The following is a 15,659-nucleotide window of genomic DNA, read 5'->3' on the forward strand; positions in this document are numbered from 1 at the left end:
TGGTAGACGAACCGGTTAATGATGACTAACATTCAGGACGGAGTTAGCGTTCATTAACCGGTGGAAGGAGCGCACCATGGCCCCTGTGCTCCGGACTCTGGTGAGTCCGGGCGGCGAGGAGTTCAAGCGCAACGTCGAGGTCAACGAGCGGTTGGCCACCGAGCTGCGCGAACGGCTCGCGCTGGCGGCCCTCGGCGGCCCCGAGCGCTCGCGCGCCCGGCACGTCGAGCGCGGCAAGCTCCTGCCCCGCGACCGGGTGGGCACGCTGCTCGACCCCGGGTCCCGCTTCCTGGAGCTCTCGCCGCTGGCCGCCACCGGCCTGTACGGCGACGAGGCTCCCGCGGCCGGCATCATCACCGGCATCGGGCGCGTCTCCGGCCGCGAGTGCGTGATCGTCGCCAACGACGCCACCGTCAAGGGCGGCACATACTACCCGATCACGGTCAAGAAGCACCTGCGCGCCCAGGAGGTCGCCCTCCACAACCACCTGCCGTGCGTCTACCTGGTCGACTCCGGCGGCGCGTTCCTCCCCCTGCAGGACGAGGTCTTCCCCGACCGCGAGCATTTCGGCCGCATCTTCTACAACCAGGCCACCATGTCCCGGCGCGGCATCCCGCAGATCGCCGCCGTGCTCGGCTCCTGCACGGCCGGCGGCGCGTACGTGCCCGCGATGAGCGACGAGGCCGTCATCGTCAGGAACCAGGGCACGATCTTCCTCGGCGGTCCGCCGCTGGTGAAGGCCGCGACCGGCGAGGAGGTCTCGGCCGAGGAGCTCGGCGGCGGCGACGTCCACGCCCGGGTCAGCGGCGTCACCGACCACCTCGCCGAGGACGACGCCCACGCGCTGGCCATCGTCCGCGACATCGTCGCCACCCTCGCCCCGAGGAGCCCCGCCCCCTGGGAGCGCGCGCCGTCCCGCGAGCCCGTCCACGACCCGCGCGACCTGTACGGCATCGTGCCGTCCGACACCCGCACCCCCTACGACGTGCGCGAGGTGATCGGCCGGGTGGTGGACGGCAGCGAGTTCCTGGAGTTCAAGGCCGAGTACGGCACCACGCTGGTGACCGGCTTCGCCAGGATCCACGGCCACCCGGTGGGCGTCGTCGCCAACAACGGCATCCTGTTCAGTGAGTCCGCGCTGAAGGGCGCGCACTTCATCGAGTTGTGCGACCAGCGCGGGATCCCCCTGGTCTTCCTGCAGAACATCAGCGGCTTCATGGTGGGCCGCGCCTACGAGCACGGGGGCATCGCCAAGCACGGCGCCAAGATGGTCACCGCCGTCTCCTGCGCCCGGGTGCCCAAGTTCACCGTGGTGATCGGCGGCTCGTTCGGCGCGGGCAACTACGCCATGGCCGGGCGGGCGTACTCGCCGCGCCTGCTGTGGATGTGGCCGAACGCCCGCATCTCGGTCATGGGCGGCGAGCAGGCCGCCAACGTGCTGGCCACCGTGCGCCCGGGCGGCGACGCCGCCGGGGAGGCGGAGTTCAAGCGCGAGATCCGCGAGCGGTACGAGGCGCAGGGGAACCCGTACTACTCCACCGCGCGGCTCTGGGACGACGGCGTGATCGACCCCCTCGACACCCGCATGGTGCTCGGGCTGGCCCTGTCGGCCGCGGCCAACGCCCCTCTCGACCCCATCGGCTACGGCGTCTTCCGGATGTGACCATGAACTCTGGGTTTTTCGAGACCGTGCTGGTGGCCAACCGGGGAGAGATCGCGCTCCGGGTGATCAGGACGCTGCGCCGGCTCGGCATCCGGTCGGTCGCGGTCCACAGCGACGCCGACGCGGGCGCCCGGCACGTCCGCGAGGCCGACACGGCGGTGCGGCTGGCCTCCGGCTACCTCGACATCGAGGGCGTCGTCGCGGCCGCGCGGGCGAGCGGCGCCCAGGCCGTCCACCCGGGGTACGGGTTCCTGGCCGAGAACACCGCGTTCGCCCGGCGCTGCGCCGAGGCGGGCCTGGTGTTCGTGGGGCCGCCGCCCGAGGCGATCGAGGCGATGGGCGACAAGATCCGCGCCAAGGCCGCGGTGGAGGCGGCCGGCGTGCCCGTGGTGCCCGGCGGCGCCGAGCCCGGCGACGACCTCGCCGAGGCCGCCGCGCGCATCGGCTACCCGGTCCTGATCAAGCCCTCGGCGGGCGGCGGCGGCAAGGGCATGCTCGTGGTCCGCTCGGCGGACGGGCTGGCCGACGCCATCGCCTCGGCCCGGCGCACGGCCCAGGCCGCGTTCGGCGACGGCACCCTGCTGGTCGAGAGCTACGTCGGCGACCCCCGGCACATCGAGATCCAGGTGCTCGCGGACGCGCACGGCAACGTGATCCACCTCGGCGAGCGCGAGTGCAGCCTCCAGCGCCGCCACCAGAAGATCATCGAGGAGGCCCCGTCCCCGCTGCTGGACGAGGAGACCCGCCGCCGCATGGGCGCCGCCGCCGTCAGCGCCGCCCGCGCGGTCGGGTACGTCGGCGCGGGCACCGTCGAGTTCATCGTCCCGGGCGACCGGCCCGGGCACCCGGGCTACTTCATCGAGATGAACACCCGGCTCCAGGTCGAGCACCCCGTCACCGAGATGGTCACGGGCCTGGACCTGGTCGAACTGCAGCTCCGCGTCGCGGCGGGCGCGCCGCTGCCCCTGGCCCAGGAGGACGTGCGCCTGAACGGCCACGCCATCGAGGCCCGGGTCTACGCCGAGGACCCCGCGCGGGACTTCCTGCCCACGGGAGGGCGGGTGCTCGCCCTGGCCGAGCCCGGGGACGGCGACGGCGTGCGCGTGGACTCCGGGCTCTTCGAGGGCGCGCTCGTCGGCAGCGACTACGACCCGATGCTGTCCAAGGTGATCGCCTGGGGCCCCGGCCGCGCGAGCGCCCTGCGCCGGCTGGACGCGGCCCTGCGCGAGACCGCGGTGCTCGGCGTGACCACCAACATCGCCTTCCTGCGGGCGCTGCTGGCCGACCCCGACGTCGCCGCCGGGCACCTCGGCACCGGCCTGATCGACCAGCGCCTCGACGCCCTGCTCGCCGCGGCCTACGGCACCGGCGCGCCGCCGGACGAGGTGCTCGCCGCGGCGGCGCTCGTCCTGCACGACCGGCTCTCCAAGGACGCGGGCGACGACCCGTGGGAGGTTCCGGACGGCTGGCGGGCCGGGGAGCGCGCCTGGACGACCTGGCTGCTCGCGGCGCGCGGCGAGCCGGTCGCGGTCCGGGTCCGCGGCCTGCCGGGACGCGCCGCCGAGGTAGCCGTGGGGGACGGCCCCGCGTCCGCGGCCCGGCTGTCCCGCGAGGACGCGGCCGGGGCGGCGCCGGGCGAGTGGCGCGGCGACGTGCTGGTCACGATGGACGGGGTGACCACACGCTACGCCTGCGCGATCGGCGGAAGCGGCACGGCGGGGAGCGTGGGGAGCAAGGGGAGCACGGTGTGGCTGGGACGCGACGGCCACGCCTGGGCGCTCACCCGCCACCTGCCCGGCGACCCGGGCGACCGCGCCGGGACGGGCGGGGCCGGCGACGGTGTCGTCCGCAGCCCGATGCCGGGCACGGTGCTGCTGGTCAAGGTGACGCCGGGCGAGAGGGTCACCGAGGGCCAGCCGCTGCTGATCGTCGAGGCCATGAAGATGGAGCACACGGTTACCGCGCCTTCCGACGGCGTGGTCGCCGAGCTGCCGGTCCGCGCCGGGCAGCCGGTCGACATGGACGCGGTGCTCGCCGTCGTCGGTCCCCCCGGCGAGGCCGCGGGCGGATCCGCGGGCAAAAGCGGTCCGGCGGGAACGGACGGGGGAGGGGAATGATGTTCGAACCGATGCGCGTGCCGGCGGACGGACTGCCCGAACGGGTCACGATCTACGAGGTCGGGCCCCGCGACGGCCTGCAGAACGAGCCGTCCGTCGTCCCCCTGGAAATCAAGGCCGAGCTGGTCGCCCGCCTGACCGCGGCGGGGCTGACCACCATTGAGACCACCAGCTTCGTCCACCCCAAATGGGTGCCGCAGCTCGCCGACGCCGAGGAACTGCTCAAGCGGGTCGAGCGCGTGCCGGGCGTCCGCTACCCCGTGCTGGTGCCCAACGAGCGCGGCCTGGACCGCGCGCTGGACCTGGGCGTCACCGACATCGCGATCTTCGGCAGCGCCACCGAGACGTTCGCCCAGCGCAACCTCAACCGCAGCGTGGACGGCTCGATCGAGATGTTCGCCCCGGTCGTGGCCCGCGCCCGCGAGAACGGCCTGGCCGTGCGCGCGTACCTGTCGATGTGCTTCGGCGACCCGTGGGAGGGGCCGGTGCCGATCGAGCAGGTCGTCCGCAACGGCAGGCGCCTGCTGGACCTCGGCTGCGCGCAGCTCTCGCTCGGCGACACGATCGGCGTCGGCACCCCCGGCCACGTCACCGCGCTGCTGGAGGCGTTCGGCGAGGCGGGCGTGGGCCCCGAGCGGCTGGCCGTGCACTTCCACGACACCTACGGCCAGGCGCTGGCCAACACCCTGAGCGCCCTGCGCGCCGGGGTGACCGTCGTGGACGCGTCGGCGGGCGGCATCGGCGGCTGCCCGTACGCCAAGAGCGCCACCGGTAACCTCGCCACCGAGGACCTGCTCTGGATGCTCGCAGGGCTCGGCGTGGAGACCGGCGTCGACCTGCGGTCGCTGGTCGCGACCAGCGTGTGGCTGGCCGGGGAGCTGGGCCGTCCGAGCCCCTCCCGCGTGGTCCGCGCGCTGGCGAAGGAACTCGCTTCAGAGGATGAGGAGTAGGGCATGCATCGGCTCACTGACGAGTACGAGGCGCTGCGCAAGACCGTCGAGGAGTTCGCCAGGGACGTCGTCGCCCCGGTGATCGGCGACTACTACGAGCGCTGCGCGTTCCCGTACGACATCGTCTCCCAGATGGGGCGTATGGGACTGTTCGGCCTGCCGATCCCGGAGGAGTACGGCGGCATGGGCGGCGACTACTTCGCCCTGTGCCTGACCTTGGAGGAACTGGCCCGCGTCGACTCCTCGGTGGCCATCACCCTGGAGGCCGCGACCTCCCTCGGCGCGATGCCGCTCTACCGGTTCGGCTCCGAGGAGCAGAAGGCCGAGTGGCTGCCCGCGCTCGCGGCGGGCCGCACGCTCGGCGCGTTCGGCCTCACCGAGCCGGGCGGCGGCACCGACGTCCCCGGCGGCATGCGGACCACGGCGGTGCTGGACGGCGACGAGTGGGTGATCAACGGCTCGAAGGCGTTCATCACCAACTCCGGCACCGACATCACCGGGTTCGTCGCGGTCGCGGCCCTCACCGGGCGGCGCGAGGACGCCGAGGGCGGGTCCGCGACGCCGGAGATCTCGACGATCATCGTCCCGTCGGGCACGCCGGGGTTCACGGTGTCCAAGAAGTACTCCAAGGTCGGCTGGTCCGCCTCCGACACCCGCGAGCTGTCCTTCACCGACTGCCGGGTGCCCGCCGCCAACCTGCTGGGCGAGCGCGGGCGCGGATACGCCCAGTTCCTGCGGACGCTGGACGAGGGCCGCGTCGCCATCGCCGCCCTGTCGGTCGGGCTCGCGCAGGGCTGCGTGGACGAGAGCCTGCGCTACGTCAAGGAGCGCCACGCGTTCGGGACGCCGATCGGGCGCTACCAGGCCATCCAGTTCAAGGTCGCCGACATGGAGGCCCGCGCGCACACGGCGCGCCTGGCCTACTACCACGCCGCCGAGAAGATGCTGGCGGGCGAGCCGTTCAAGAAGGAGGCGGCGATCGCCAAGCTGGTGAGTTCCAACGCCGCGATGGACAACGCCCGCGACGCCACGCAGATCTTCGGCGGCTACGGCTTCATGAACGAGTACCCCGTGGGCCGTTTCTACCGCGACGCGAAGATCCTGGAGATCGGCGAGGGGACGAGCGAGGTGCAGCGCATGCTCATCGCCCGCCAGCTCGGCCTGAGCGCCTAGCGGCCCCGCGCGCCGGGGCGGGCGCCCTCAGCGGGAGGGGCAGCCGGTCCCGGCGTGGACGGTGCCGCTCCCGTCGCGCTCGGCCCCCGGGCGGCCGGGCCCGGGATCTCCCGCGTTCATGAGCGGCAGCCGGATGGCGAAACGCAGGCCCCGTGCGGAGTCCTCGGCCTCCACGGTCCCGTGGTGCGCGCGGGCGATCTCACGGGCGATGGTCAGGCCGAGCCCGCTGCCGTCCGGGTCGCGGCGGCGCGGGTCGTCGAGCCCGGAGAAGGGGTCGAAGACGCGCGCCCGGTCGGCGGGTGAGACGGCGGCCCCGTCGTCGGTCACCGTCACGACCACCTCATCGCCGTGGGACCGGACCATGACGTCCACGCGGGTCTCCGCGGCGCGCCCGGCGCCGTCCAGGATGGTGTCCAGCATCCGGGTGAGCTGGGCGCGGACGCCGCAGACCCACATGCCGGCGGTGGCGTGGACGCGTACCGGTACGCCGTGCGGCCGTGCCGCGCGCTCCAGCACGAGCGCACCGGTGTCGATCAGCTCGCGGGGCGCGCCCGCGGCGTCGCCGGCGCCGAGGCGGGCCAGGTAGAGCACGTCGTCGACGATCGTCTCCAGCCGCCCAGTGGCCGACAGGGCGAGGCGGATGGCGTCGCGCGGATCGGCCTCGCCGGGCCGGAGCAGGGACTCCCGGAGGTGCTCGCGCAGGTCGGCGACCGGGGCGCCGAGCTCGTGGCAGGCGGTGAGGGCGAAACGGCGCTGCTGTTCGACGGTGGTCTCCAGCGGGTCCAGGGCCTGGTCGGCGGAGCGGGCGAGCAGGGCGATCTCGTCCTCGTGCGGTGGTACGGGCACGCGCAGGCCGAGGTGGCCCGGCATGATCTGGGACATCCGCGTGCGGATCGCCGCCGGCGGGCGCAGGGAGCGGCCCATCAGGGACCAGGTCATCCACACCCCGAAGGCCGGCAGGACGGCGCCGCCCGCGGCGAGGAGGCGCCCGGCCTCCGTGAGGAGCGCCGAGGTGGCCGGCGTGGATCTTGCTCGGATCGAGTGCGCGGATGGCACGGCGTCACCTTCCCTCCGGATTCCGATTTCCCTACAGTACACTGTATACATATACGTGGCATTTCCAGACACCGGGGACATCGCCGCCGACTACACGATGCCTGACCGTCCCGGTCCTCGAATGGACGAACAGGCGTGCGAGTCCCTAAAGTCCTTTTCATGACTTCAGATGATCTCCTGGTGCGGAGGGCGGGCGGGGACGACGTCGAGGAGATCTACAAGCTGACGCGAGAGTTCGCGCTCTCCTTCCGGCCCCAACGGGAGGCCTTCCAGGCGGCGTTCCCGGCGCTGCTCGCCAACCCCGACGCGCAGGTGCTGGTGGTCTGCGTGGACGGCCACGTGCGCGGGTACCTACTCGGCTTCGTCCACCTCACCCTGTTCGCCAACGGCCACGTCGCCTGGGTCGAGGAGGCCATGACCCAGCACGGCTTCCGCAGGCGCGGGCTCGGGCGGGCGCTGCTGGAGGAGTTCGAGACCTGGGCCCGCTCCCGCGACGCCGGATACATCGCCCTGGCCACCCGCAGGGCGCCCGAGTTCTACCAGGCGCTCAAGTACGAGTCCGCCGGAACGTACTACCGCAAGGTCTTAAAGACCGTTCGGGCGACCCCTTGAATGAGGACCGAATCTATTAGTAAACTTTATTTAAAGTTATGGGGGGTCCGCAGGTAGAAGGAGCCTCATGAGAAGACATGCTCTTCGGCAAGTGATCATCGCCCTCGCCCTGACCGCCATCGGCGGCATCGCCGCCTCCCCTGCATCCCCCGCCAACGCCGCACCGGCCGCCGCGTCCGCCAAGCAGTCCGTGACCCTCGGCCGCACCGCACTGGGTGGCGCCGACCCCAGCGTCATCCGGGTCGGCAACCTCTACGTCGCGGCCAAGTCGGTGAACGGCGGCATCGCCGTACGGACGGCGACCACTCTCGAGGGCATCGCCGACGCGCCCCGGCGCCAGGTGTGGAACGACACCGGCAACCTCGGTGAGGTGTGGGCGCCCGAGATCGTGTACCACGACGGCCGCTACCGCATCTACTTCGGGGCGGGCACCGGCGCCGCCCACCGGATGTACCACATCAGCTCCGCCACCGCCGACTCCGGGTATTCCGCCGCGACGAAGGTCGCCCTGCCCGGCGACAAGTGGGCCATCGACGGCGCGCCGTTCACCTTCAACGGCGAGCGCTGGTTCGTGTGGTCCGGCTGGGCGGGCGACACCAACGTCGAGCAGAACCTCTACATCGCCCGGATGAGCAGCCCGACCACGACCACCGGCGGCCGCTACATCATCTCCCAGCCGCGGGAGCCGTGGGAGCGGGTCGTCGGCGACCCGTTCATCAACGAGGCCCCCGAGCCGATCCTCGACCCGAACGGGCAGTTGCACATCGTGTACTCCGCGAACGGCAGTTGGAGCAGCAAGTACTGCATCGCCGATCTGCGGCTGCGCTCCGGTGGTGACCCGACGTACGTGTGGGACTGGTACAAGAGCAACGGTTGCCTGTTCGGCTCGTACGCGGAGTACATGATGGACGGCTGGGACCCGACGCTGTGGGTGGACGGCCCCGGCCACCACACGTTCGTGCTGGAGCGCGGGGACATCGCCACCAGCCCGCCGTCCGGCAACCGGTTCCCGACCATGTACCACGCTGTCGCCAAGGGCACGCCGTACGCATGGTCCAACCGGTACTGGTACACCGGCACGGCCGTCTGGTGGGGCAAGACCACCTACCGGCGGGCGAACGTGCCCGGCGACAACACCAACACCGGGTTCAGCCTCAAGTTCTTCGAATAACGCACCCACGACACCTGATCTCCCGTCCTTGGCGCCGCCACCACCGACACTTCGTGCCGGTGGTGGCGGCGCTCGCCATGGACGGCGTCGATCGTCCAGCGCTGGATGTCGGTCGTCTTGGCGAGCGCCTCGAGGGTGAGGTCCCTCTTGAGGCGGGCGCCTGCAGGCGCGGACCGTCCTCACGTAGGACGGCCTGCGTGAGGTCGGGGTCGCTGTTTCGGCATGACCCTTCGAGAAGGCGGCCCTGTCCGGGGTCCTTGGAGTCACGCAGACCGCAGAGCGCCGGCCGGCTCTCGCGCTCTGAACCACGGGTGGCGGCCATCCGTTTGTATTACGGACATATCCCGACATGATCTCAGCGGAGGCTGTGGTGAAGGTGATTTCACGCTTATTCAGAAGGCTGTCCGTCGTGGCGGCCTCGGCGATCGTTCTGTGCGGTGGCTCGCTGGCGGGCCTCCCCTCCACCGCGTACGGGCTCGGCGCCGGGACGCTCGACAGCCTGTCGATCTCCCCGCGCACGGTCGTCGCGGGCACCTCGGCGCAGGGTACGGTGACGCTGGCGGCTGCCGTCGGCGAAGACACGGTGGTCATCCTGTCCAGCACCAACACCGACGTCGTCAGGGTCCCCGGCTCGGTGACCATCCCGGCCGGGGCCGTCAGCACCGACTTCACCGTGACGACCGTACCCTTCACCGGCCCGGGCGACTTCGCGTGCGTCAACGGCACGGCCGGCGGGATCACCCAGGCGGACTGCCTCAACGTCAACCCGGTGCCTTCCGGCCCGGTCCTGTCCTCGGTGACGTTCAGCCCGGCGACGGTCGCCGGAGGTGGCCCGGCCACCGGCACGGTCCGGTTCGCCACCGTGACCGATGGCGCGGTGGTCACGCTGACCAGCAGCAACCCGGCCGTGGTCGGCGTCCCCGCCGAGACGGTTGTGAGCGGCGGCCAGTCGTCCGGTGCCTTCCCGGTGACCACCGCCTCCGTCAGCGCCGGCACCACGGTGACCGTCACCGCCACCGCCTTCGGCGTCACCCGCACCGGCACGCTGACCGTCGTCCCCGCCACCACGCCCCCGGTCCCTGACGTGGTCCAGATCAAGCGCGCCACCTGGAAGGACCGCCTCCTGCGCATCGAGGCCACCAGCACCAATCCCGACGCCATTCTCAGCGTCTACCTGACCTCGTCCGACTCCTTCATGTTCAGGCTCACCAACCTCGGCGGCGGCCGCTATGCGGATCAGCGGGGCTGGATCGGCAACCCCGGACGCATCACCGTCAAGAGCAACTTCGGCGGGTCGGCCACCGCCTCCACATGACGACAGGCCGGTCGTTGACGGCGAGCAGGACGGAACCGCCCAGAACCCCACGCATGCATTACCTCTGAGTGGGAGCGCGCTGCTCGCCGTCAGTGGCTGCGAGGCCCGGCGGCTTCCCGCCGGTCTGTGCTGCGGCGAGCGTCGCGGTCACCCGGATGACCGACAGGGCATAGTGTGGCGGACGGAGGTCCGTCTAGCGGACACTGAAACGTTGCTGTAACGATGGTGGTCTTCCTCGGTGGTGCCGGCACCTGCGACATTGAAAGCCGCAGTGGTCTTGGCCGGTGCGAGCACGGCTGCCGCGACGCGGACAAGCAGCCGCTCCCGCGGTCTAGAGTCGGATCAGCGAAACCGACCAGGAGAGGCGCTCATGGCACGTGCTGACACCGGACCCGACTTCATCGAGGCCTTGGCCCGAGGCCTCGAGGTCATCAGAGGGTTCCAGCCAGGACGTCCCGTCATGTCACTGACCGAGGTGGCCGCCGCCGCGGGGCTGGCCCGGCCGACGGCCCGGCGCATCCTGCTGACCCTGCAAGAACTGGGCTACGCCAGAGCCGAGCGGGGCGGCTTCGCCCTCACCCCAAGGGTGCTCGAACTGGGCGTTTCCTACGTGCGCTCGATGGGCCTCTGGGAGATCGCCAGGCCGCATCTTGAACGACTGGTGGCGCAGACGCATGAGTCCTCGTCCCTCGCCCAGCTTGACGGGTCCGACGTCGTCTATGTCGCCCGGGTGGCCGTGCCGAAGATCGTCACCCTCTCGGTGCAGATCGGGACGCGCTTTCCCGCGCTGCAGACGTCCCTCGGCAAGGTGCTGCTGGCCTCGCTTCCGCCCGCCGAGGTCGAACGGGTCCTCGCGGAGCCGAGCCGGTCGGGCATCGAGCCGCGCTGGCGCCCGACCCCAGAGGAGCGTGAGGCGGCATTGCGCGCGGTGAGGGCGAAGGGCTGGGCGCTGACGGACGAGCAGCTCGCCCTGGGGATCAGGTCTGTGGCCGCTCCGCTGCGCGACGGGCTGGGAAACGTGATCGCCGCCGTCAACGTCAACTCGCACGCCGCCGAGACGTCGGTGGAGAAACTGACCGAGGAGCACCTGCCGCTGCTACTCAAGACCGCGGGCGCGATAAGCGCCGACTGGGCGTTGTACGAGGCGGTTCCGCAGGTCCCGGCGTCCTGAACGGGGTCGCCCGTAGGCCGTTCACAGAGCCAGGACGATCCGGCCCGCCGCCGCGCCACCGGCCTGGCGCAGCCACGCCCGCTCGACGTCGTCGAGCGCCACGATCTCGTGGGCGACCTTCAGCCGCCCGAGCGCGGCCTGCTCGGCGACCATGGTGATCGCCGCGGCGCGCTGCTCAGGGCTCAGTTCGTTGTTGGTGTAGCCGAGCAGCCGCAGCGATCTGCTGCGGAGCGTGGAAGAGTCGATGGGGCAGGTCTCGGCGGCGGAACTTCCGAGGTTGACCAGCCTGCCGCCCGCGCGCAGGGTGCGGGCGGCTGCCGCCGCCGGTGGGCCGAAGAGCGGGTCGAGCACCAGGTCGACCGGCCCGTCGGCGACGGCGGCGAAGCGTGCCGCCAGCTCGGCGACGTCGTCGGTGTCGAGCGCGACGACGGCGTCGGCACCGGCCTGTTTCGCACGGTCCCGCGCGGCCGGGGAGCGCGCGCCCGCGACGATCCTGCGCGCGCCGGCGATGCGGGCGAGCTGGACCGCGGCCTGCCCGACCACTCCACCGGCGCCGAGCACCAGGACCTGCTCACCGGCGGCGAGCCCGCCACGCCAGGTCAGAGCCATGTGGGCGGCGACGGCGGAGAGCCCGAGCGCTGCGACGGCGATCGGGTCCACCCCCTCGGGCAGTTCGACGAGGTCCTCCGTGGGCACTGAGACGGTCTCGGCCATGCTCCCGTCACCCGGGGCCATGCCGGCCGAGGTCGTGAACCACACCGGCCTCCCGCCGGCGGTCCCGACCCCCTGGACGCCCGGCACGTACGGGGTCGCCGGCCTGCCGAAGTAGGACGTGCCGCTCGCGCACAGGACGTCCAGCGGGGTGATCGGGGCGGCGCCGACCTTGACAAGTGTTTCGCCGGGCCCGGGCACGGGCGCGGCCCGGTCGGCCGGCAGCGGCGGCCGGCCGGGTTCCTGGATCTCCGCGGCGCGCACGGCTCAGGTCGCGATGTCGGGGTAGGGCATCGTCACGTGGGCGAGCCGCCGGGCGTACTCGGTCTGGAAGCCCATCGGCTCGTGGTCGCGCTCGAACATGGCGATGAACAGCGTGAGCGTCAGGAACGGGTGCGCGCCCAGATCGAACAGCTTCGGGTAGTCATGGGTGGCCAGGGCCTCGCGCTCGGTGTCGTCGAACCGCAGCCAGGTGGACGACTCGCCGTCGACGCAGTTGAGGATGCGGTTGGCGTACTCGCCCTCCCACATTTCCACCGTGGCCCTCGGGTCCTCTCGGTAGCGCTCGACGAGCTCGGGGTCGCGGTCGACGGTGAACAGGAACTTGTTCAGCAGGTACTTGCTCACGACCGACCTCCGTTCGGGTACCAGGTGAAGTAGGCCTCCATGGTGTGGAACAGGTCGTAGGTGTCGACGTAGTCGGCCTTACTGCCCTCGCCTGCGACGCCCATCATCAGCATGAAGTCCATGAAGCCGTGAGTGGCGTTGCCGGGCAGGTGGAGGCTGTCGAGGGTGACCTCGGCCAGGCAGCCTTCGATGTCCCCCGACGAGATCCACTCGACGGCCTTCTGGTCGAACCGCGGATCCGGTCCGTGCGGGCCGAACTGCCGCGGTCCGCCGAGTTCGAGCGACAGGTGCCCGGTGCCGATGACCGCGACCCGCTTGTTCTCGGGCCAGGATTCGACAAGCTGCCGGATCGTGCGTCCGAGCTGCACGAACCGCTTCGGCTGCGGCAGGGGAGGGGCGAAGATGTTGGTGTAGATCGGCACGATCGGCAGGTCGTTCTGCGGGCGCAGGGTGATGATCGGGCAGGTGATGGAGTGGTCGATCCGCAGCTCGTTGGAGAACGCGAGGTCGAATCCCGCGTCCAGCCCTTCCCTGAGCATGTAGGCCGAGAGGTCCTCCTGGCCTGTGAAGAACATCCTCGGCAGGCCGAACTCGCGTTCCTCGTTGTAGAAGTTCGCGTCGTAGAAGGGGGCCTTGCCGATGAGGAACTGCGGCATGTTGTCCAGCCACAACTGGTGGAAGTGGTCGGAGCCGACCATGACCAGCACGTCCGGGCGCGCCTTGGTCAGCGTCTCCCGGAAGGCCTCCACCTTGCGCACCCACTCGTCGGCGAACGGCGGCCGGTCCTCCCCGGTGGAGGTGCTGGCGCGGTAGTAGAAGGGGTGATGAGTGGACGCGATCACCGCGACCAGTTCAGCCATGCGAACCTCCAGTGGCATCGACGGCGGGGGTGTACGGCTCCGGCGCGACGGACCGGTTGTTCAGGTCCACCGACAGGAAGATCTCGTTGCCCACCGGGCGGCGCAGCTCCTCGGCGAGCTGCCCGATCAGCCCAGCGGTGCGGGCGAGCAGCGCGAAGCCGCGCAGCAGCTCCAGCGGCAGGCCCAGGTCGGCCAGCGCCGCACCGCAGACGCCGGCCCCGTTGAGCGGCAACGTCCTGCCCAGCACCTGCGGGTGGACGCGGCCGATCGCGGCGAACAGCGACAGGTGCGGCCCGTACAGGCCTTCCTCGGCGGCGATCCGCAGCAGCCGCGGGGTGCGCGGATCGCCCTCCTTGTGCACATGGTGGCCGAGGCCGGGGATGAACCTTCTCGCCTCCCGCTGGGCCCGCACGGTCTCCAGAGCGAGGGCGTCCCAGCCGGTGTCGTCGGCCGGTGGCTCGCCGTCGAGCGAGGTCAGCACGTCGTGCAGGAACCGGCCGCAGTCTTCGGTGACGCCCAGGAAGCGGGATCCGCCGCCGAGCAGCCCGGCCGCGAGGGCTCCCTGGATGGAGTCCGGCGCCGATAGGTAGGTCAGCCGGGTCACGATCGCGGTGGGCGTGAACCCGTGGTCGGCCAGCGCGGCGAGCACGGCCTCGAACACCCGGGTCTCGCCCGGCGTGGGCCGCCGCTGGGTCGCGAGCCAGAAGGCCAGTTCGCCGAACCCGACCTTGCCCATGACGTCCTCGGCCAGGTCGTGGCCGAGCAGGGTGATCGACTTCAGCGACGACGCCCCGAGCGCGGTGGGGTACTCCGGCCGGTCGATTCGCTCCGGCCTGTTCGCCTGCTCAGCCACGGCCGTCCCCGTGTGGAGCGGTCAGCCACTCGCGCAGCTCCTCGCCGTGCTCGTCCAGCTCGGGCGGCGGCAGCCGGTAACCGGCCGGGGTTTCGGAGAACCGGATCGGATTCCGCGTCGTCGGCACCGATCGGTCGCCCTCGCCGACCTCGACGACCGGATCGAGCCCGAAACGCTCGGCCATCGCGAACCCGCCGTCGATGGTGTTGATCGGCCCGCTCGGCACCCCGGCCTCGACCAGCAGCTCGAACCATTCGACCGCGCCGCGCCCGGCGAGCCGCTCGGTGAGAATGGGACGCAGTTCCTCGCGGCGCTCGGTGCGGTCGGCGTTCCCGGCGAACCTCGGGTCGTCGGCGATCTCGGGGATGCCGAGGACCTCGCAGAGCCTGCGGAACTGCCCGTCGTTGGCGGCGGTGACGATGAGGTCGTTGTCCGCGGTGGGCAGCGGCTCGTACGGGAACACGCTCGGGTGCGCGTTGCCCATGCGATAGGGCACGACGTCTCCCGCGACGTAGGCGGAGCTGTGGTTGACCAGCCCGGTCAGCGCCGACGACAGGAGATTGACCTCGACGTGCTGGCCCTGGCCGGTGGCGTCGCGGTGCCGCAGCGCGGCCAGGACGCCTATTACGGTGTGGTTGCCGGCCATCACGTCGAACACCGAGATGCCGGCGCGGTAGGGCGGGCCGTCCGGGTCGCCGGTGAGGCTCATCAGGCCGGAGATCGCCTGCACCATCAGGTCGTAACCCGGCACGTTCCTGCCGGCGCCGGAGCCGAACCCGCTGATGGAGGCGTACACGACGCCGGGGTTGGCGGACCGTACGGACTCGAAGCCGAGCCCGTACTTGTCCAGCCCGCCCGGCTTGAAGTTCTCGATCAGCACGTCGGCGCGGCGGGCCAGCTCCCGTGCCACCTCGGCGTCGGCCTCGTCGCGCAGGTCGAGCGCGATCGACCGCTTTCCCCGGTTGACCCCGAGGTAGTAGGTCGACACCCCCTCGCGCATCGGGGGCACCCAGCTGCGGGTGTCATCCCCCTTCGGCCCCTCGACCTTGATGACGTCGGCGCCCATGTCCGCCAGGAGCATCGTGGCATACGGGCCGGCCAGGATCCGGGAGAAGTCGGCCACCAGTACGCCGGACAGTGGCCCGCCCCCGCTCGGCCGCTCAGGCGCGGCGCCTTCTGTCATCCGACTGCCCCTCCTTGTCCGCTTAACGGACATCCGTCCGCCAAACCGATTCTGGCACACCCGGAGCGTACGCCAAAAGAGCTCTGCCCCTTGACACCTTCATCGGCGCTCGTAAAGTAACGGCGAACAGAGGTGACCGTGTGGCGGACAATCGTTCGGAAGATCGGCCTGTGCCGCGTAACCCGGTCGGACGTGCG

14 protein-coding genes are annotated in these 15,659 nt (G+C 71.5%); 8 read left to right on the forward strand and 6 right to left on the reverse strand.

The genetic code is table 11. The features are described 5' to 3' along the window. Window positions 1–76: 76 nt before the first annotated feature. From AB0M95_RS04915 to AB0M95_RS04930, 4 genes are read left to right on the forward strand one after another with little or no spacing between them, the layout of a single operon-like run. On the forward strand, window positions 77–1,663 hold the full coding sequence (locus AB0M95_RS04915) for a carboxyl transferase domain-containing protein (protein ID WP_363759586.1): 1,587 nt from the start codon (window positions 77–79) through the stop codon (window positions 1,661–1,663). A gap of 2 nt (window positions 1,664–1,665) precedes the next feature. Next, the gene (locus AB0M95_RS04920; RefSeq protein WP_363759589.1) at window positions 1,666–3,780 is read left to right on the forward strand and encodes a biotin carboxylase N-terminal domain-containing protein; all 2,115 of its coding nucleotides are present in this window, start codon (window positions 1,666–1,668) and stop codon (window positions 3,778–3,780) included. Continuing rightward, the gene (locus AB0M95_RS04925; RefSeq protein WP_363759592.1) at window positions 3,777–4,730 is read left to right on the forward strand and encodes a hydroxymethylglutaryl-CoA lyase; all 954 of its coding nucleotides are present in this window, start codon (window positions 3,777–3,779) and stop codon (window positions 4,728–4,730) included. Before AB0M95_RS04920 ends, AB0M95_RS04925 begins: the two co-directional genes overlap by 4 nt. 3 nt (window positions 4,731–4,733) lie before the next feature. Continuing rightward, on the forward strand, window positions 4,734–5,903 hold the full coding sequence (locus tag AB0M95_RS04930) for an acyl-CoA dehydrogenase family protein (protein WP_358509506.1): 1,170 nt from the start codon (window positions 4,734–4,736) through the stop codon (window positions 5,901–5,903). Between the two features lie 27 nt (window positions 5,904–5,930). Here the strand turns inward: AB0M95_RS04930 and AB0M95_RS04935 are convergent, their stop codons facing one another. Continuing rightward, on the reverse strand, window positions 5,931–6,959 hold the full coding sequence (locus tag AB0M95_RS04935; protein ID WP_363759595.1) for a HAMP domain-containing sensor histidine kinase: 1,029 nt from the start codon (window positions 6,957–6,959) through the stop codon (window positions 5,931–5,933). A 159-nt stretch (window positions 6,960–7,118) separates the two neighbouring features. On the opposite strand from AB0M95_RS04935, the gene AB0M95_RS04940 reads away from it, so the two are divergent. The 4 genes from AB0M95_RS04940 to AB0M95_RS04955 all read left to right on the forward strand — a co-directional run bounded on the left by AB0M95_RS04940 (window position 7,119) and on the right by AB0M95_RS04955 (window position 11,228). Beyond that, window positions 7,119–7,571 (forward strand): GNAT family N-acetyltransferase, encoded by a 453-nt coding sequence (locus tag AB0M95_RS04940; RefSeq protein WP_363759598.1) that lies wholly within the window; start codon window positions 7,119–7,121, stop codon window positions 7,569–7,571. Window positions 7,572–7,638: 67 nt separating this feature from the next. Next, window positions 7,639–8,742 (forward strand): glycoside hydrolase family 43 protein, encoded by a 1,104-nt coding sequence (locus tag AB0M95_RS04945; protein WP_363759601.1) that lies wholly within the window; start codon window positions 7,639–7,641, stop codon window positions 8,740–8,742. 409 nt (window positions 8,743–9,151) lie between these two features. After that, entirely contained in the window at window positions 9,152–10,057 is a 906-nt protein-coding gene (locus tag AB0M95_RS04950) for a hypothetical protein (protein ID WP_358509492.1), read from the forward strand. A 370-nt stretch (window positions 10,058–10,427) separates the two neighbouring features. Then, a complete protein-coding gene (locus tag AB0M95_RS04955) occupies window positions 10,428–11,228 on the forward strand; it encodes an IclR family transcriptional regulator C-terminal domain-containing protein (RefSeq protein WP_358509489.1) in 801 nt (266 codons plus the stop codon). Window positions 11,229–11,249: 21 nt separating this feature from the next. Here AB0M95_RS04955 and AB0M95_RS04960 read toward each other — a convergent pair whose 3' ends face one another. The 5 genes from AB0M95_RS04960 to AB0M95_RS04980 are packed head-to-tail and all read right to left on the reverse strand — an operon-like array spanning window position 11,250 to window position 15,462. Continuing rightward, the gene (locus AB0M95_RS04960) at window positions 11,250–12,203 is read right to left on the reverse strand and encodes a zinc-binding alcohol dehydrogenase family protein (protein WP_363759604.1); all 954 of its coding nucleotides are present in this window, start codon (window positions 12,201–12,203) and stop codon (window positions 11,250–11,252) included. 3 nt (window positions 12,204–12,206) lie between these two features. Then, the gene (locus AB0M95_RS04965) at window positions 12,207–12,566 is read right to left on the reverse strand and encodes a hypothetical protein (protein WP_358509483.1); all 360 of its coding nucleotides are present in this window, start codon (window positions 12,564–12,566) and stop codon (window positions 12,207–12,209) included. Next, complete coding sequence (locus tag AB0M95_RS04970) at window positions 12,563–13,426, reverse strand: extradiol ring-cleavage dioxygenase (RefSeq protein WP_363759607.1); 864 nt, start codon at window positions 13,424–13,426, stop codon at window positions 12,563–12,565. The genes AB0M95_RS04965 and AB0M95_RS04970 overlap by 4 nt, the downstream gene beginning before the upstream one ends. Further along, window positions 13,419–14,279 (reverse strand): citryl-CoA lyase, encoded by an 861-nt coding sequence (locus AB0M95_RS04975; RefSeq protein WP_363759610.1) that lies wholly within the window; start codon window positions 14,277–14,279, stop codon window positions 13,419–13,421. Before AB0M95_RS04975 ends, AB0M95_RS04970 begins: the two co-directional genes overlap by 8 nt. Beyond that, a complete protein-coding gene (locus tag AB0M95_RS04980) occupies window positions 14,272–15,462 on the reverse strand; it encodes a CoA transferase (RefSeq protein ID WP_363759617.1) in 1,191 nt (396 codons plus the stop codon). The genes AB0M95_RS04975 and AB0M95_RS04980 overlap by 8 nt, the downstream gene beginning before the upstream one ends. Between the last annotated feature and the right edge of the window lie 197 nt (window positions 15,463–15,659).

Origin of the sequence: Sphaerisporangium sp. NPDC051017, assembly GCF_040683095.1 — a bacterium.
GTDB lineage: Bacteria > Actinomycetota > Actinomycetes > Streptosporangiales > Streptosporangiaceae > Sphaerisporangium.